Annotated in this window: 15 protein-coding genes; 7 read left to right on the forward strand and 8 right to left on the reverse strand. The window is 76.8% G+C overall.

Annotated features, from left to right (window positions below; translation table 11 throughout):
- Window positions 1–3: 3 nt before the first annotated feature.
- The 3 genes from pucL (at window position 4) to OF117_RS00125 (ending at window position 3036) form a co-directional block, all read left to right on the forward strand.
- Window positions 4–900 carry a factor-independent urate hydroxylase gene (pucL, locus tag OF117_RS00115; protein ID WP_263550748.1) on the forward strand — a complete coding sequence of 299 codons (897 nt, stop codon included), beginning with the start codon at window positions 4–6 and terminating at the stop codon, window positions 898–900.
- 40 nt (window positions 901–940) lie between these two features.
- Window positions 941–2455 carry a nucleobase:cation symporter-2 family protein gene (locus OF117_RS00120; RefSeq protein WP_263550749.1) on the forward strand — a complete coding sequence of 505 codons (1515 nt, stop codon included), beginning with the start codon at window positions 941–943 and terminating at the stop codon, window positions 2453–2455.
- A 98-nt stretch (window positions 2456–2553) separates the two neighbouring features.
- The gene (locus OF117_RS00125) at window positions 2554–3036 is read left to right on the forward strand and encodes a peroxiredoxin (RefSeq protein ID WP_263550750.1); all 483 of its coding nucleotides are present in this window, start codon (window positions 2554–2556) and stop codon (window positions 3034–3036) included.
- A 64-nt stretch (window positions 3037–3100) separates the two neighbouring features.
- On the opposite strand, the gene OF117_RS00130 is transcribed toward OF117_RS00125, so the two are convergent.
- From OF117_RS00130 to OF117_RS00155, 6 genes are all read right to left on the reverse strand, one after another.
- Window positions 3101–3955 (reverse strand): LLM class flavin-dependent oxidoreductase, encoded by an 855-nt coding sequence (locus OF117_RS00130; protein ID WP_263550751.1) that lies wholly within the window; start codon window positions 3953–3955, stop codon window positions 3101–3103.
- A gap of 48 nt (window positions 3956–4003) precedes the next feature.
- Window positions 4004–4417: a TIGR03668 family PPOX class F420-dependent oxidoreductase gene (locus OF117_RS00135; protein ID WP_263550752.1), complete on the reverse strand. Its 414-nt coding sequence runs from the start codon at window positions 4415–4417 to the stop codon at window positions 4004–4006.
- 38 nt (window positions 4418–4455) lie between these two features.
- Window positions 4456–4635, reverse strand: coding sequence for a hypothetical protein (locus OF117_RS00140; protein ID WP_263550753.1), 180 nt, complete (start codon window positions 4633–4635; stop codon window positions 4456–4458).
- 118 nt (window positions 4636–4753) lie between these two features.
- Window positions 4754–5350 (reverse strand): FKBP-type peptidyl-prolyl cis-trans isomerase, encoded by a 597-nt coding sequence (locus tag OF117_RS00145; RefSeq protein WP_263550754.1) that lies wholly within the window; start codon window positions 5348–5350, stop codon window positions 4754–4756.
- Between the two features lie 184 nt (window positions 5351–5534).
- A complete protein-coding gene (locus tag OF117_RS00150) occupies window positions 5535–6155 on the reverse strand; it encodes a hypothetical protein (RefSeq protein ID WP_263550755.1) in 621 nt (206 codons plus the stop codon).
- Between the two features lie 29 nt (window positions 6156–6184).
- Window positions 6185–9133: a BTAD domain-containing putative transcriptional regulator gene (locus tag OF117_RS00155; RefSeq protein WP_263550756.1), complete on the reverse strand. Its 2949-nt coding sequence runs from the start codon at window positions 9131–9133 to the stop codon at window positions 6185–6187.
- 160 nt (window positions 9134–9293) lie between these two features.
- Here OF117_RS00155 and OF117_RS00160 point away from each other — a divergent pair, with 160 nt between their 5' ends.
- Together OF117_RS00160 and OF117_RS00165 are read left to right on the forward strand one after the other, a co-directional pair.
- Entirely contained in the window at window positions 9294–10520 is a 1227-nt protein-coding gene (locus OF117_RS00160) for an NAD(P)/FAD-dependent oxidoreductase (RefSeq protein WP_263550757.1), read from the forward strand.
- 78 nt (window positions 10521–10598) lie between these two features.
- Window positions 10599–11807 (forward strand): MFS transporter, encoded by a 1209-nt coding sequence (locus OF117_RS00165; protein ID WP_263550758.1) that lies wholly within the window; start codon window positions 10599–10601, stop codon window positions 11805–11807.
- A gap of 208 nt (window positions 11808–12015) precedes the next feature.
- Here the strand turns inward: OF117_RS00165 and OF117_RS00170 are convergent, their stop codons facing one another.
- On the reverse strand, window positions 12016–12696 hold the full coding sequence (locus OF117_RS00170; RefSeq protein WP_263550759.1) for a CPBP family intramembrane glutamic endopeptidase: 681 nt from the start codon (window positions 12694–12696) through the stop codon (window positions 12016–12018).
- A 35-nt stretch (window positions 12697–12731) separates the two neighbouring features.
- On the opposite strand from OF117_RS00170, the gene OF117_RS00175 reads away from it, so the two are divergent.
- Together OF117_RS00175 and OF117_RS00180 are read left to right on the forward strand one after the other, a co-directional pair.
- On the forward strand, window positions 12732–13121 hold the full coding sequence (locus OF117_RS00175; RefSeq protein ID WP_263550760.1) for a hypothetical protein: 390 nt from the start codon (window positions 12732–12734) through the stop codon (window positions 13119–13121).
- Entirely contained in the window at window positions 13118–13324 is a 207-nt protein-coding gene (locus tag OF117_RS00180) for a DUF6186 family protein (RefSeq protein WP_263550761.1), read from the forward strand. The genes OF117_RS00175 and OF117_RS00180 overlap by 4 nt, the downstream gene beginning before the upstream one ends.
- Window positions 13325–13340: 16 nt before the next feature.
- Here the strand turns inward: OF117_RS00180 and OF117_RS00185 are convergent, their stop codons facing one another.
- Complete coding sequence (locus OF117_RS00185; protein WP_263550762.1) at window positions 13341–16715, reverse strand: pyruvate carboxylase; 3375 nt, start codon at window positions 16713–16715, stop codon at window positions 13341–13343.
- Between the last annotated feature and the right edge of the window lie 151 nt (window positions 16716–16866).

Genomic DNA, 16866 nt, shown 5'->3' on the forward strand with positions numbered 1-16866 from the left:
CCGATGGCCCACGTCTTGGGGCACAACCAGTACGGCAAGGCCGAGACCCGCGTCGTCCGCATCTACCGGGACACCGACCCGCACGAGATCGTCGACTACAACGTCAGCGCCGCGCTGTCCGGCGACCTCACGGACACCCACCTGACCGGCGACAACGCCAAGGTGCTCACCACCGACGCGGTCAAGAACACCGTCAACGCGTTCGCCAAGGAGCACGGCGAGGCCGCGCGCCAGCCGGAGTCGTACGGCCTGGCGCTGGCCCGCCACTTCGTCGAGGACGTCCCCCAGGTCTCCCGGGCCCGGGTCAAGCTCGAGGCCTACCCGTGGCAGCGGCTGGACGCGGGCGGCGCTCCGCACCCGCACGCCTTCGTCCGCGCCGGTCAGTACACCCGCACCGCGACGGTCACCTACGCCGACGGGCGGGCCTGGATCGTCTCCGGGCTGCGCGACCTCACCGTGCTCAAGAGCACCGACTCGGAGTTCTGGGGCTTCTACCAGGACAAGTACACGACGCTCAAGCCGACGACCGACCGGGTGATGGCCACGTCGGTGTCCGCCCAGTGGTGGCACACCGCGGACGACGTCGACTGGTCGAAGTCGTTCGACAGCGCCCGGGCGGCGATGTGCGAGGCCTTCGCCCAGTCGCACAGCCTCGCGCTGCAGCAGACCCTGTTCGAGATGGGCGGCGCGGTGCTCGACGCCGTGCCCAGCGTGGCCGAGGTCCGCTTCTCCCTGCCGAACAAGCACCACTTCGTGATCGACCTCGGCCCGTTCGGGCTGGACAACCCCAACGAGGTCTTCCACGCCGACGACCGTCCCTACGGGCTCATCGAGGGCACCGTCCGGCGGGAGGACGCCGCGGACCCCGGCCCCGCCTTCGACCCCGGCCAGGGCTGGTGAGCCGCCCGGACCCCGACTGATACCCGAGAGAGGTCTCCCCGTGTTCCGTCGCAAATCCGCCGGGTCCGACGCGGCCCACCCGGTCGACGAGGTCCTGCCGCTCCCCCGCATGACCCTGTTCGGCCTGCAGCACGTGCTGAGCATGTACGCCGGCGTCATCGCCGTCCCGCTCATCCTCGGCACGGCGCTGGAACTGCCCGTCGCCGACGTCACCTTCCTGATCTCCGCGGGCCTGCTGATCTCCGGCGTGGCCACGCTGCTGCAGTCGATCGGCGTCTGGAAGATCGGCGCCCGGCTGCCGATCGTGCAGGGCACCAGTTTCGCCGCCGTCGCGACCATGCTCGCCATCGGCACGACCGAGGGCGGTGAGACGGGGCTGCGCACGGTCTTCGGCGCGGTCATCGTCGCCGGGGCGGCGGCCTTCCTGCTCGCGCCGGTGTTCACCAAGCTGCTGCGCTTCTTCCCGCCGGTCGTGACCGGGACCGTCATCACCGTCATCGGGGTGTCGCTGCTGCCCGTCGCCGTCCGCTGGGCCAGCGGCGGGGCCGGGGCCGAGGACTTCGGGGAGCCGGGCAACATCGGCCTGGCCGGCCTGACGCTGCTGATCATCGTGCTGATCTACCGCTTCCTGCCGGGCTTCTTCAGCCGGGTCGCGATCCTGCTCGGCCTGGTGCTCGGCACGCTGGTCGCGATCCCGCTGGGCAAGACCGACCTGGGCCGCATCACCGAGGCGCAGGGCTTCCAGCTCACCGAGCCCTTCCACTTCGGCCTGCCGATCTTCGCGGTCGGCGCGATCGTCTCGATGTTCGTCGTGATGCTGGTGATCATGACCGAGACGACGGCCGACATCCTGGCGATCGGCGAGATCGTGGGCCGGCCGGCCGACCGGGCCACCGTGACCGGCGGTCTGCGCGCGGACATGCTGTCGACGTCCGTGGCCGGCGTCTTCAACGGCCTGCCGGTGAGCGCCTTCGCCCAGAACGTCGGGCTGGTCGCCATCACCGGCATCCGCAGCCGCTTCGTCGTCGCCGTCGGCGGCGTCATCCTGATCGTGCTGGGTCTGTTCCCGGTGCTCGGCGCCTTCGCGGCCGTCGTCCCCCTGCCGGTCCTCGGCGGTGCCGGGCTGGCGCTGTTCGGCACCGTGGCGGCCAGCGGCGTCCGCACGCTCGGCAAGGTGGACTACGACGGCAACGCCAACATCGTCATCGTCGCCATCGCGCTGGGCCTGGGTGTGGTGCCGATCGCGGTGCCGGAGTTCTACGAGGGGTTCCCGACCTGGTTCCAGGTCGTCTTCGAGTCCGGGATCAGCGCCGCCGCGATCGCCGCGGTCCTGCTCAACGCCCTGTTCAACATCGTCGGGCGCAAGGAGACCACCGAGGGCCCCGTGTTCGCCGAGGCGCCGGCACCCGGCACGACCTACGACACCAGGGACAACGAGCCGCCCGCCGTCGGCCGGTCGCGGACCTCCACCGAGGGCTCCCCCGCCGCGGAGGCGCCGTCCGGCCCGCCCACCCCGGATCGCGCGGCGCCACCGCGCCGCCCGACGACGCACTGACACACCGGCTGCACTGACCGCACCGCCCTCCGCTGCGGGGGTCCCGCCGGCCGGCGGGACCCCCGCAGCCGCTCCGAACACCGAGAGGACCCCGGCTCATGACCCGCCTCGCCCCGGGCGACCCCGCTCCCCCGTTCGTCCTGCCCACCGCCGACGGGACGTCGGTCTCCAGCGCGGAGCTGCGGCACCGCAGGGCGGTGGTCTACTTCTACCCGGCGGCCGGGACGCCCGGCTGCACGGCCCAGGCCTGCGACTTCCGCGACAACCTGGGCTCGCTGTCGGCCGCGGGCTATGCGGTGGTCGGCATCTCCCCCGACGCTCCGGAGGACCTGGCACGCTTCCGCGACGAGCAGTCGCTGCCCTTCCCCCTGCTGGCCGACCGCGACCACGCGGTGCACGAGGCCTACGGCACCTGGGGCGAGAAGACCGTCGACGACCGGCGCGTCATCGGGACCATCCGGTCGACGTTCGTCCTCGACGAGGACGGGCGGGTCGCACACGCCCTGTACGACGTGCCCGCCCGCGGGCACGTCGCCGAGCTGCGCCGGCTGCTCGGCGCGGAGGAGCCGGCGCAGCGCTGACCGCCGGCCGTACGAGGCGGGCGCCGGCGCACACGCTCCGGCCGGGCGGCGCGCCGGCGCTCGCTCAGGTGAGGGCGACCTCGGCGAGCAGGTCGACCTGCTCGGGGTCGGAGACGGTCGCATCCAGCACGAGCTCGTCGACGCCGATGTCGGCGAAGGCGGCGATCGCTCCCCGGATCGCCTCCGGCGTGCGCAGCGCGCTGCCGGCGATCGTCCCGGCCATGTCGCCCATGGGCTGGTAGTAGTCGAGCAGGTACTCGCGCGAGCGCTGCTCGGTGTCGCCCAGGGAGAAGTACGCCAGCGCCGCGAACCGCGGCGTCCCCTCCCGGCCGGCGTCCCGCCAGGCCGCCCGCACCCGCTCGAGCATGGGGGCGGTGACCTCCGGCGGCGTGCCGCCCGCGGTGTAGCCGGCGCCGTGCTCGACGACGCGGCGGACCGCCGCGTCGCCCGACCCACCGATCAACAGCGGCACGCCGGCCGTGGGCGGGGCGGCCGGGCGGGCGCCCTCGACCAGCGCCTCCCCTGCCCATGCCCGGCGCAGCCCGGCCAGTTGCTCGTCGAACAGCCGACCGCGCGCGGTGAAGTCCCGGCCGGTGAGCGCGTAGTCGCTCTCCCGCCAGCCGACGCCCAGGCCCATCGTGAGCCGCCCGCCGCTGATCTCCTGCACCGTGGCCGCCTGCTTGGCCAGCTCGGCCGTGCTCCGCGCCGGTGCGATCAGCACGTTGGGGAAGAAGCGGACCCGCTCGGTCACCGCGGCCGCCGCGGCGAAGACGGTCAGCTCCTCGTACGACGGGTAGGACACCGCGCCGATCGTGGCCAGGCTGGAGAAGCCGGCGGCGTCGGCGCGCCGAGCCCACTCCAGCAGCTGGGCGCCGGTGGTCCCCCGGACGCTGTTCGGGATGCCGATGCCGATCTGCACGTGGAGCCTCCGAGGGGTGGGAAGGGCGGGGTGGTCAGGGCGGGGTGGTCAGGGTGTCGCGGTCCAGCCGCTCCACCGCTCGACGCGCACCGCGATGAGCGGTCCGTGCGGCGGGTCGGTGCGGTACGGGGGGTGCCGGTCGGCCAGGGCGCTCAGGCCCGGGTGCGACGCGGGTGGCTCGTCGACGACGTCGGCCCGGCCGTCGGCCCGCACCCACCACAGCCGGGTCCAGTCGTCCTCGTAGTGGTCGACCAGCAGCGAGCACCGGGGCTCGTGCCGGAGGTTCTCCAGCCGCTGCAACCGGGTCGTGCGCTTGGGCTTGCGGTCCACGGCGGTGAACACCGTCTCGCCGACGACGGCGAACACGACGACGACGACGTGCGGCCACCCGTCGGGGCGGACGGTCGCCAGGCGGGCGACGTCGCCGCCGGCGAAGCGTTGCCGCAGCTCCGCCGTCCGCACGGGCGCAGTCCTACCAGAGCGGCCGCTCTCCGGCCTCGTCAGAAGTCGTGGGCCTCGTCGTAGCCGTAGTCGCCCCCGGTGTCGGCCGGGGAGCCGGACGGCGACGCCGCCTCGGGCCGCCCGCGGCCGGGCGCCGGCGGCGGCGCGCTCCCGCCGACCTCCTCGTGGACCAGGTCGTAGCCGTAGTCGTCCGACGCGTCCCGCCGCTGCTCGGTCACGGACCCCCCTCGCGGTCGACCCGCGGGCGGACGTCGTCCCGCGGTCGGCCCATGCTCGACCGCGCGCTCGTCCGACCGCAAGACCGGGGCGGCCGCGCCGTCGTCGGGGGTGCCCCGGTCACGCGCCGACCTCCACGAGGTCGAGGACGAAGGTGAGCGTCGCGCCGCCGGGGATCGGACCCACGCCCTCCTCGCCGTAGGCGAGGTCGCTCGGGATGGTGACCTGCCGGCGGCCGCCGACCCGCATGCCGGTGATGGCCTGCTCGAAACCGGGGATGACCTGCCCCGCGCCGAGGGTGACCGGCAAGGTCTCCTCGGGTCCGCGGCTCCAGGAGGAGTCGAACTCCTCCCCGGTCTCGTAGAACCCACCCACGTACTTGACGGCCACGGTCGACCCGGCCACCGCCTCGGCGCCGTCCCCGACCACGACGTCGCTGACCACGAGGTCGCACGGCGGCGGGGCGTCGGAGGGCGGCACGTCGGGCGCCACGGCCAGGTCGGTGGAGACCTCCCCGCCCGGCGCCGCCGTCGGCTCGCGGGTCTCGCACGCCGCGCCCCCACCGCCGCCGGGGGACGCGGTGTCCGGGGTGCCGGCGGTGGTGGGCGCCCCGGCGGTGCCCGAGGCGGAGCCGCCGGGGTCGTCGCCGCCGCAGGCGGTCAGCAGGGCGCAGAGGGTGAGTGCCAGCAGCGCACGCGGCACGGGACGACGGGGCATGGGCGCTCTCCTGGCGGCACGGGTGACGGGGCGGTGGTATCCCGGGTGGTGGGGTCCCGGGTGGTGGGGTCGCGGGGTGGTGGGGTCGGCGATCCGGACCGGATCACCGTGCGCGGCCCGGGGCGCCGCCCCAGTCTCGCAACCCGGTCCCCGCGGCATCGGGGCGGCACCGGAGCGGGCTCGATCAGGGCACCAGGACCGTCGTCGTCACCCGGACGACGCCGGGCCGCGGCGGCACCGAGCCGAAACCGAAGGTCACCGGCGGCCGGACCGGGGCGAGCGCGCCGAGGGACGCGCCGTCCCAGGTCGCCCGGAGGCCGGTGACGGCGTGCAGGTCCTGCACGCCGTACCACTCGGTCCGCCCGCTCCCGGCCGAGCCGGTGGTGCGCAGGCCGGTGAGGGCGCGGGCCGGCCGGTCGAGCAGGCCGATCCACGGCGGCCACCGGGCCAGGCGGGCCGGCACGGCGCGCAGCAGCCGGCCCAGCGGCGGCCGCCGGCCCGTGCGGAACGCCAGCCGCAGCGGTCCGGCGGTGACGGCCCACGTGGCGCCGTCGGGCCGGTCGACCGCGACGTCGACCAGCCGGACCTCGTCGAAGACGTAGGTCGACGCGATGAAGTCGGCCACCTCCGGCCGCGGCGCGAGCAGCAGCCGGTGCCCGTCGGGTCGCTGCAGCATCACGTCGGACACGGGCCCGAACGGCGAGCGCGGCCAGTGCCCGACGACGACCCGGGTGCCCGAGGTCGTCCCGAGGCCGGCGATCCACCCGTCGAAGCGCAGCCGGCCGGTCAGCTCGGTCCCCGCCACCGCCGGGACCTAGCCCGGACGGCGTCCGGTCAACCGCCGGCCCGACCGCCCGGCGCCGGACCGGACGCGCGGTGGATGGCGGCCCGGGCGTGCGCGACCGCCGCCGCGACGGGCATCCCGGCGCCCGCGGCGAGGCCGGCGTCGGTCGCCGCCGGCCCGAGGCCGCGCCGGAGGGCGGCGCAGGCCTCGTCCAGCGCCGCCATCTCCCGCCCGAGTTCGGGGAGCCGCTCGAGGTTGGCCAGGACGGCGCCGGCGAGCAGCGCCGCGTCCCGCTCGGCCCCGAGCCGGGCGAGGAGGACCGCGAGGTGCAGCAGCACCCACCACTGGGAGAACTCGTTGCCGAGGTCCTCCCACGCGTCGAGCACCTGCGCGAACTGCCGAACGGCCGCGGCGTCCGTCCCCTCCCGGGCCGTCAGGGCGACGGCGGAGGTGCGCGCGAGCATGACGAACAGCCGGTTGTCGGCCGGGGTGCCGTGCCGGACGGCCGACTCGTAGGCAGCGAGCGCCCGGCCGGGGTCGCGCTGCGCCTCGGCCTCGCCGAGCACGAAGCAGGCCCAGCTCGACGCCGTGGGGTTGCCGGTCGCCCGGGCCCGCTCCACCAGCGCCGGCAGGGCCGCAGCCGCGTCCGCCGCGCCTCCGACGTAGGTGAGCGCCTGGTACGCCGAGATGTCCTCGAGCAGCCCGTCGACCTCCTCGCCGGCCGCCCGGTGCAGCGTCGCGCTGCGCCGGAACAGGTCGACGGCCTCGGCCCGGTGCCGGAACATCGCCTCGCAGGCGACCTGGTTGACCGCTCGCGCCGCGGCGGGCGCGTCGAACCCCCCGGCCGCCGCCACGCCCCGGCGGGCCAGCTCGCCGGCCCGGGTGACGTCGCCGACCGCCCAGGACGCCGCCGCGGCGGCGGCGAGCGCGTCGGGCAGCCGCGGGTGCTCGACTTCCCACCCCGCCACCGCGAGGCCCCAGTCGAGCAGGTCGAGGCGCTGCCGGAGGTAGGCGTAGGGCATCACGTCGGCGGCCAGGCGGACGGCCAGCGGCTGGTCGTGCTCGGCGGCGAAAGACCAGGCGGCGTGCAGGTCGGGGCCGAGGGCGGCGATCGCGGCCACCGCCGCCGGCTCGTCCGGGCCGGTCAGCAGCGGCGTCAGCCCGGCCAGCCGGCGGGCGACGTCGCAGGCGTGGCGGGCCCGCAGGGCGTGCCTCTCGGCCGGGTCGAGCCGCTCCCGCGTGTAGGTCCGCAATGTCTCCAGCAGCCAGAACCGGCCCTCCCCCGCCTGGACCAGCGACTGCTCGACCAGGCGCGCGAGCAGCGGACCGACCGACGGGAGCGGGAGCCCGTCGTCGGCGCACACGGCCTCGACCCGGTCGAGCGGGAAGGAGCCCGGGAAGACGCCGAGGCGCACGAGCAGCCGCGCCTCGGCGTCGCCCAGCAGGCCGAACGACCAGTCGACCACGGCCCGGACCGACCGGTGCCGCGCGGCCGCCGTCCGCCGTCCGCCGGTGAGCAGGTCGAGGCCCGAACCGAGCCGGTCGGCGAACTCCCGCAGGCCGAGCGCGGGGGCGCGGGCCGCGCCGATCTCGATCGCCAGCGGCAGGCCGTCGAGGCGGCGGCAGGTGGCCACCACCAGGTCGAGGTCCTCGTCGGAGAGCCGGTCGACCTCCAGGCCGGGCGCGCGCGCCACGAACAACCGGACGGCCGGGTTGTCCCGGTCGGGTCCCGCGGGCAGCGGCAGCGGCGCGAGCACGTGCACGTGCTCGCCCGCCGCGGCCAGGCGCTCGCGGCTGGTGGCCACCAGCGTGAGCTCCGGCGCGGCGGCGAGCAGCCGCTCCACGAGCGGGGCCAGCGGCTCGAGCACGGTCTCCGCGTTGTCCAGGACGAGGACGCCGCGGTGCCCGGCCAGCGCGGCGGCCAGGCCCGCGGCCGGATCGGGGCCGTGCGGACGCTCGGTCCCGGCCGCCTCCGCCACGGCGTCGGCCAGCCGCTGGCCGGTCACCGCCGACAGGTCGACCCACCAGACCCGCCGGCCGTCGGCGGCCAGCTCGTGCGCCACCTCGAGCACCAGCCGGGTCTTGCCCACGCCGCCCGGGCCGACCACCGTGACCAGCCGCTGCTCGGCCAGGCACGACCGCAGCAGGGCGCGGTCCTCCGCCCGGCCCAGGAGCTCCCCCGGCCGCCAGGGCAGCGCCCGCGCGGCGGTCGGCGGCGTCGGCGCCGGCGTCGTCCCCGGCCGGGGCGGCGGCCGCGACGACGCGGACCCGCCGTCCCCGCGCAGGATGCGCGTCTGGAGCTCGCGGAGCGAGGCCGACGGGTCCATGCCCAGCTCGTCGGCCAGCGCCGCCCGGTGGCGGCGGAAGGCCTCGAGCGCCTCGGCCGGCCGCCGGTCGGCCTCCAGTGCCCGCATCAGGACCTCGACCGGCCGGGACCGCAGCGGCTCGCGGGCCACCAGCTCGCGGGCGGCCCCGATCGCCTCGCCCACCGCACCGGACTCCAGCAGCAGCGCGGCGCGGTCCTCCTGCGCCGCGGTCCGCAGCTCCTCCATCCGCACGGCCCGGCCACGCGCGAACGCCTCGGCGAACTCGCCGAAGGCCGGGCCCCGCCACAGCGCGAGCGCCTCGTCGAGCCGGGCGACCGCCCCCGCCGGGTCCGCGGGCACCAGTCGCCGGGCCTCCCGGCAGCCCGCCTCGAACCGCTCCGCGTCGACCGCGCTCGGCTCGACGGCCAGCTCGTACCCCGGTGACCGGGTGCGCACGAGGTGCCCGAGCGGGCCGAGCCGGGCCCGCAGCCGGCGCACCACCTGGTGCAGCGCGTTGACCGGGTCGTCCGGCGGCTGGTCCGGCCACAGCGCGTCGACCAGCCGGGACACCGGGACGGCGGTGCCGGGCTGGAGGAGCAGGGCCACGAGCAGCGCGCGCGACCGGCTGCCCGGGAGCGGGATCCGCTCGGCCGCCACCTCGACCTCGAGCGGACCCAGGACGCGGAAGAGCATCGCCGGCCACCTCGACGGTTGGACCGGCGCAGTCTGCCACGCCGGCGACAGCGCGGACGCCCTCCGCGGCGCCGGGCCGACAGCGCGGTGACAGGCCCCGCCCCGAGGCTCGGCGCACCGGCCGCTCCACCTGCGGCCCTGGCCCGGAGGGACGACCGCCATGTCCACGTCCACCGCCCCGTTCGACGCGATCGTGGTCGGCGCCCGCTGTGCCGGTGCCTCGACCGCGATGCTGCTCGCCCGCCGCGGTCACCGGGTGCTGCTGGTCGACCGCAGCCGCTTCCCCAGCGATCTGCGGCTGTCCACCCACCTGGTCTGGCAGCCCGGTGTCGCGCGGCTCGAGCGGTGGGGGCTGCGCGAGCAGGTCGCGCGGTCGGGCTGCCCGCCCATCGTCGAGGGCACCGTCGACTTCGGGGACTTCGTCCTCACCGGCCGGGTTCCTCCGGCCGGGGACGTCGAGGAGGCCTACGCGCCCCGGCGCCGGGTGCTCGACACCATCCTCGTCGAGGCCGCCGTCCGTGCCGGCGTGGAGCTGTGGGACGGCTGCACCGTCGACGGGCTGCTCACCGACGGCGACGAGCGCGGCGAGCCCCGGGTCACCGGCATCACGGGCCGGACCGGCGGCCGGACCCGGGTGACCGCGAGCGCGCCGGTGGTCATCGGCGCCGACGGGATGCGCTCGGTGGTGGCCCGGCTCGTCGACGCCCCGGCGTACCTCGAGCGGCCGGCGCTGAACGGCACCTGGTTCAGCTACTGGAGCGGGCTCGGGCTGCCGCACTCGACCCTGTACGTGCGGCCCTACCGCACCGTCGCCGCGAACCCCACCAACGACGGGCTCACCGTCGTGGGCCTCAACTGCCCGGTCGACGAGTTCCGCCGGCACCGCTCCGACGTCGGTGGCTTCGTCACCCGCACCGTCGAGGAGTGCGCGCCCGAGCTCGCCGACCGGCTCCGGTCCGGCACCCGCGAGGAGCGCTGGAGCGGCGCCGCCGTCCCGAGCTTCTTCCGGCGTCCGTCCGGGCCCGGCTGGGCCCTCGTCGGGGACGCCGGCTACGTCAAGGACCCGTGCACCGCCCAGGGCATCACCGACGCGTTCTCCTCCGCGGAACTGCTCGCCGAGGCCGTCGACGACGCGCTGCGCGGCCGCCGCGGCTGGGGCGAGGCGCTGTCCGGCTACCAGCGGCGGCGCGACGAGGCCGCGATGCCGATGTACGAGTTCACCTACGCCCAGTCGTCGCTGGAGCCGCCCCCGCCGGAGATGCGGGAGCTGCTCGCCTCGCTGGCCGGCGACCCGGACGCCGCATCCGGCTTCTTCGGCGTGTTCGCCGGCACGGTGCCGGTGCAGGCCCTCTTCGGCGCGCCCGAGCCCGCCTCGTCCGCCGCCTGACCGACCTGGGGCGCGCCGCAGCGCCGCCGTCCCCGCCGCCGGGACGGCGCCCCCGCGGGCGTGCGAGCATCGGACCTCGTGCAGCGACCGGGGCTGGGTGAGCTGCCCCGGGAGGTCGGGGTGCTCGCCGTCATCGCATTCGTGGTCGCCCTCGGCTTCGGCATCGTCGCCCCCGCCATCCCGGTCTACGCCCGCTCCTTCGGCGTCGGCACGACCGCGGTCGGCCTGGCGGTGAGCGCCTTCGCCTTCTTCCGGTTCGTCTCCGCCTTCGGCAGCGGCTCGTTCGTCGAGCGGTTCGGCGAGCGGGTCGTGCTGGCCGCCGGCCTGCTGGTCGTCGCGGTGACCACCGGGCTGGCCGGCCTGGCGCCGTCGTTCCCGCTGTTCCTCGGCCTGCGCGCGGCCGGCGGGGTGGGCAGCGCGATGTTCACCGTCTCGGCGCTGTCGCTGCTGCTGCGGGTGACCCCGCCGTCGCACCGCGGCCGGGCGGCGGCGACCTGGCAGGGCGGTTTCATCCTCGGCGGCATCGCCGGGCCGGCCGCCGGCGGGCTGCTGGCCGAGCTGTCCCCGCGGCTGCCGTTCCTCATCTACGCGGGCTTCCTGCTGGTCGCGGGCAGCGTCACCCTGCTGATGCTGCGGACGGAGGCGGTCCCGGCGCCGCCCGGCCGGCTGCCGGCCGCGGCCGGGCCCGACCTGGAGCCCGCGCCGCTGCCCCTGCTCGCCGCGCTGCGGACCCGCGCGTACCTGGCCGCGCTGGTCGCCAACCTCGGCGTCGGGTGGGTGCTGTTCGGCGTCCGCAACTCGCTGGTGCCGCTCTACGTCACCGAGGAGCTGGGCCGCACGGTCGCCTGGGCCGGGGCCGGCCTGCTGGCCGGCTCGGCGGCGCAGGCGCTCGGCCTGCTGCGCGCCGGGCGGCTCGCCGACACGTGGGGACGGCGTCCCGCGCTGGTGCTCGGCGCGGCGCTGGCCACCGGGTCGACGGCGATCCTCGTGCTGCCGCCGGTGCTGTGGGCCTTCCTGGTGTCGATGGCGGTGTTCGGCCTGGCGGCGTCGTTCCTGGGCAGCGCACCGGCCGCGCTGGTGGGCGACATCAGCCCCGCGCGCGGCGGCCGGGTCGTCGCGGTGTTCCAGATGGCCGCCGACCTCGGGGCGATCGTCGGGCCGCTGGCCGCCGGCTGGCTCACCGACGCGGTGTCGTACCAGGCCGCCTTCGCCGCGACCACCGTCGTGCTGGCCGCGGGCCTGGTCGCCGCGCTCGCCCTGCCCCGGCGGAAGACCGCCCGCCCGTAGCGCCCGCACCCGCGGACGACCTGGGGCCCGGCGACGGCGAGCTCCTCCGGCCGCCGGCCGCCCGGCCGGGTCCCGGCCGCGCCCGTGCCCTGGTGCCCCTCGCACCCAGAGCACGGGGACACGCGGAGACGTCCTCGGGCCGGCGCGCCCCCCCGAGGCCACCGGATCCCTCCCCTGGCACCCGCAGCCGCCGGCCGTCGGCGGCCCGTCAGGCCGTCCGGGCAGCGAGGACGGCGGCCGGGACGCCGAGGCAGTTGGTCGCCAGGTGCAGCAGCACCGGCGCGAGCAGGCTGCCGCTGCGCAGCCGCAGCCAGGTGAACAGCACCCCCGCGGTGGCGGTGACCGCGCAACCGGCCAGCACGAGCGCCGCCCGCGCGACCGGCGACTCCGCCAGGTCGTTGGCCGCCACGGCGCTCAGCGCGGGCCGCACGTGCCAGGCGCCGAACAGCGCGGCCGAGCCGAGCACCGCCGTCCGCGGCCGCACCACCCGGACCAGGGCGGCGAGCAGCACGCCGCGGAAGGCGACCTCCTCCCACAGCACGGTGCCCAACGGGATCCGCACGAGCACCTGGTGGGCGACCTGACCGCCGGAGAGGCCGGCCACCCGCGCGTCGGCCAGCAGCGGCCGCAGCGCGGGCACGGCCAGGGCGAGCCCGTAGCCGGCGGCGACGACGGCGGCGCAGGCGCCGCCCAGCCGCGCGCCGGCGGCCAGCCGCCCGGGCGACAGGCCGAGGGCCGTCCACGACAGGCCGCCGGCCCGGGCGGCGGCGAGCAGCGCAGCGGTGGCCGCCAGGTTGGCGGCGGCGTACGACCCGGGGTAGCCCGGCAACCGGACGACGACCGCGTTGTTCCACGCGGCCAGCACGACGACCAGCGAGCCGGTGAACACGGCATCGCGGCGGCGACACGGGTGAGCATGCACGGGTGGTGACTTCCCGGAGGACCCACCGGCTCACGCTCGCGGCGGTCGGCGTGCCCTGCGTCGCCGCCGTCGTCGCCTTCGGCCCGCTGACGGCGGGCGCGCTGGTCGCGGTGGTCGCGGCGGGCGCGGTCGTCGCGGCGCTCGCGCTGGCCGGGTCGGCCGGCTCCGGTGCCGCTCCGGTCGGGCGCCGCGGGCTCCCCTGGCTGGTCTGGGGAGCCGCCGCGCTCGCGTGGGAGCTGACCGCGCTGGCCACCGACGGGCTGCCGACGCTCAGCGACCTGCTCGACCCGGTGCTCGCCCGTCCCGCCGTCCGTGGTGCGGCGACCGCGGGTTGGCTCGCGGCGGGGGGCTGGCTGCTCGCCCGCCCGCGCCGTCCGGAGGCGGCCCGGTGAGCGCCGCGGTGGGCACCGCGGTCAGCGTCGCCGTCTTCGCCGTCCTGCTGGTCGCCGCGGTGGCGCTCGAGGCCGGCGCCCGCCGGGCCGGCCGCTGGCCGACCGCGACCGAGGCCGTCGCCGCCGCCATGCGCACCGGCACCGGCCGGTTCGCGGTGCTGCTCGTCTGGCTGTGGCTGGGCGTGCACTTCCTCGCCCGGTGAGCGGGAGGGGACCCGCTCACCGCAGGACGACGAGCAGGTCACCGCCCTCCACCTGCTGCACGCCCCCGATGGCCAGCCGGGCGACCGTGCCGGGCCGCGGCGCGGTGATCGCCGCCTCCATCTTCATCGCCTCGATGGTGGCCACCGGCTCGCCGGCCTCGACCGTGTCGCCCTCGCCGACCGTGAGGGTGACGACGCCGGCGAACGGCGCGGCGACGTGGCCGGGATCGGTGCGGTCGGCCTTCTCCGCGGCCTTGACGGCGGCCTCGACGGAGCGGTCGCGCACCGACACCGGCCGCAGCTGCCCGTTGAGCGTGCACATCACGGTGCGCATACCGCGCTCGTCGGCGTCGGAGAACGCCTCGATGCCGAAGAGCAGCCGCACGCCGGGCTCCAGGTCGACGGAGTGCTCGGCGCCGGGCCGCAGTCCGTAGAGGAACTCCTTGGTCGGCAGCACCGAGGTGTCGCCGTACTGCTCGCAGTGCGCCTCGTACTCGCGCGTGGGTCCCGGGAAGAGCAGCCGGTTGAGGGTGGGCCGCGGGCGCTCGGCCAGCCCGCGACGGTCGTCGTCGGTCAGCTGGGCCGGCGGCTCGGCCGGCCGGCGGCCGTCCAGCGCGCGGCCGCGGAACGGCTCGGGCCAGCCGCCGGGCGGGTCGCCGAGCTCGCCGCGGAGGAAACCGATCACCGAGTCGGGCAGGTCGTACTTGCCGGGGTCGCTGGCGAAGTCGTCGACGGCCACGCCGGAGCCGACCAGCTGCAGCGCCAGGTCGCCGACCACCTTGGACGACGGGGTGACCTTGACCAGCCGGCCCAGCAGCCGGTCGGCGGCGGCGTAGGCGTCCTCGACCTCCTCGAACCGCTGCCCGAGGCCCAGCGCGATCGCCTGCTGGCGCAGGTTCGACAGCTGCCCGCCGGGGATCTCGTGGGTGTACACCCGGCCGGTCGGGGCGGGCAGGCCCGACTCGAACGGGGCGTACACCCGGCGGACCGCCTCCCAGTACGGCTCCAGGTCGTTGACCGCCCGCAGGTCCAGCCCGGTGGCCCGCTCGGTGGCGTCGGTGGCGGCCACGATCGCCGACAGCGGCGGCTGGCTGGTGGTCCCGGCCAGCGCCGCCGACGCCCCGTCGACGGCGTCCACGCCGGCCTGCCAGGCGGCGAGCAGGGTGGCCAGCTGCCCGCCGGCGGTGTCGTGCGTGTGCAGGTGCAGCGGCAGGTCGAACCGCTCGCGCAGCGCGGTCACCAGCCGCGCGGCGGCCGGCGGGCGGAGCAGCCCGGCCATGTCCTTGATCGCCAGCACGTGCGCGCCGGCCTCGACGATCCGCTCGGCCAGGCGCAGGTAGTAGTCGAGGGTGTACAGCCGCTCGGCGGGGTCGGCGAGGTCGCCGGTGTAGCACAGCGCCACCTCGGCCAGCGTCGTCCCGGTCTCCCGGACGGCGTCGATCGCCGGGCGCATCTGGTCGACGTCGTTGAGGGCGTCGAAGATGCGGAACACGTCGATGCCGGTCGCCGCCGCCTCGCGGACGAAGGCGTCGGTGACCTCCTCCGGGTAGGGCGTGTAGCCGACGGTGTTGCGGCCCCGCAGCAGCATCTGCAGGCAGACGTTGGGCACCGCGTCGCGCAGCGCGGCCAGCCGGTCCCAGGGGTCCTCGTGCAGGAAGCGCAGCGCGACGTCGTAGGTCGCCCCGCCCCAGGCCTCGACCGACAGCAGCTGCGGTGTCGTCCGGGCCAGGTGCCCGGCCACGGCCAGCAGGTCCTTCGTGCGCACCCGGGTGGCCAGCAGCGACTGGTGCGCGTCGCGGAAGGTCGTGTCGGTCACCGCCAGCGGCACCTGCGCGCGCAGATCGGCGGCGAACCGCTCCGGACCCGCGGCGAGCAGCCGCTGCCGCGAGCCGTCCGGCGGCGGGGTGCGCAGGTCCACCGGCGGCAGCTTCTCGGCCGGGTCGACCAGCTGCGGCCGCTCGCCGTGCGGCTTGTTGACCGTCACGTCGGCCAGGTAGCTCAGCAGCCGGGTGCCGCGGTCGGCCGACGAGCGGGCGGTGAGCAGCTCCGGCCGCTCGTCGATGAACGAGGTGGTGACCCGCCCGGCGCGGAAGTCGGGGTCGTCGAGCAGCGCCTGCAGGAACGGGATGTTGGTCGCCACGCCGCGGATGCGGAACTCGGCGACGGCCCGCCGGGCCCGGGCGGCCGCGATGTCGAAGGTGCGCCCGCGGCAGGTGAGCTTCACCAGCAGCGAGTCGAAGTGCGCGCCGACCTCCGCGCCCAGCGCGGAGCCGCCGTCGAGCCGGATGCCCGCGCCGCCGGGCGAGCGGTAGGCGGTGATCCGGCCGGTGTCCGGGCGGAACCCGTTGGCCGGGTCCTCGGTGGTGATCCGGCACTGCAGGGCCGCGCCGCGCAGCTGGATCGACTCCTGCGCCAGGCCGAGGTCGGCCAGCCGGCCCCCGGAGGCGATGCGCAGCTGGCTCTGCACCAGGTCGACGTCGGTGACCTCCTCGGTCACCGTGTGCTCGACCTGGATCCGCGGGTTCATCTCGATGAACACGTGCCGGCCGGCGGCGTCGAGCAGGAACTCCACCGTGCCGGCGTTGACGTAGCCGATCGCCGTGGCGAAGGCCACCGCGTCGGCGCAGATCCGCTCCCGCAGCTGCGGGTCGAGGTTCGGCGCCGGCGCCAGCTCGACCACCTTCTGGTGCCGCCGCTGCACCGAGCAGTCCCGCTCGTACAGGTGCACCACGCCGCCCGCGCCGTCGGCGAGCACCTGCACCTCGATGTGCCGGGGGTCGACCACCGCCTGCTCGAGGAAGACCGTGGGGTCGCCGAAGGCCGACTCGGCCTCGCGCATGGCGGCCGCGACCGCGGCCGGCAGCTCGGCCGCGTCCTCGACCCGGCGCATCCCCCGGCCGCCGCCGCCGGCCACGGCCTTGACGAAGAGGGGGAACGGCAGGTCGGCGGCCGCGGCGAGCAGCTGGTCGACGTCGGCGCTGGGCGCGCTGGAGGCGAGCACCGGCAGCCCGGCCTCGCGGGCCGCGGCGATGGCCCGGGCCTTGTTGCCGGTCAGCCGGAGCACCTCCGCCGGCGGGCCGACGAAGGTGATGCCCGCCCGGTCGCAGGCCTCGGCCAGCTCCGGGTTCTCCGACAGGAACCCGTACCCCGGGTAGACGGCGTCGGCGCCGGCGCGGACGGCGGCGCCGACCACCTCGTCGACCGACAGGTAGGCGCGCACCGGGTGCCCCGGCTCGCCGATCTGGTAGCTCTCGTCGGCCTTCAGCCGGTGGACGGAGTTGCGGTCCTCCCACGGGAAGACCGCGACGGTGCCGGCCCCCAGCTCGTAGGCGGCGCGGAACGCCCGGACGGCGATCTCCCCGCGGTTGGCGACCAGTACCTTCCGGAACATCTCGGCCTCGCTGTCGTCGGTCGTGCGCCTGGGCGACGACCGGGCGAGCGCTCCCCGGCCGGACCGGCGGGCGGGCGTCGGGAGGCGGTCGCGAGTCGTCACCCCGCAGCATCGCGGACGGCGCGGCGCGGGGGAACACCGGTGCCGTCCA

The sequence above is a fragment of the Geodermatophilus sp. YIM 151500 genome, assembly GCF_025716945.1.
GTDB lineage: Bacteria > Actinomycetota > Actinomycetes > Mycobacteriales > Geodermatophilaceae > YIM-151500.

Excerpts from the sequence above, each read along its gene's own strand:
- OF117_RS00145 (WP_263550754.1), bottom strand. The coding sequence starts at position 5,350 with ATGCCCCGTCGTCCCGTGCCGCGTGCGCTGCTGGCACTCACCCTCTGC.
- OF117_RS00185 (WP_263550762.1), bottom strand. The coding sequence starts at position 16,715 with ATGTTCCGGAAGGTACTGGTCGCCAACCGCGGGGAGATCGCCGTCCGG.
- pucL (WP_263550748.1), top strand. The coding sequence starts at position 4 with ATGGCCCACGTCTTGGGGCACAACCAGTACGGCAAGGCCGAGACCCGC.
- OF117_RS00155 (WP_263550756.1), bottom strand. The coding sequence starts at position 9,133 with ATGCTCTTCCGCGTCCTGGGTCCGCTCGAGGTCGAGGTGGCGGCCGAG.
- OF117_RS00160 (WP_263550757.1), top strand. The coding sequence starts at position 9,294 with ATGTCCACGTCCACCGCCCCGTTCGACGCGATCGTGGTCGGCGCCCGC.
- OF117_RS00125 (WP_263550750.1), top strand. The coding sequence starts at position 2,554 with ATGACCCGCCTCGCCCCGGGCGACCCCGCTCCCCCGTTCGTCCTGCCC.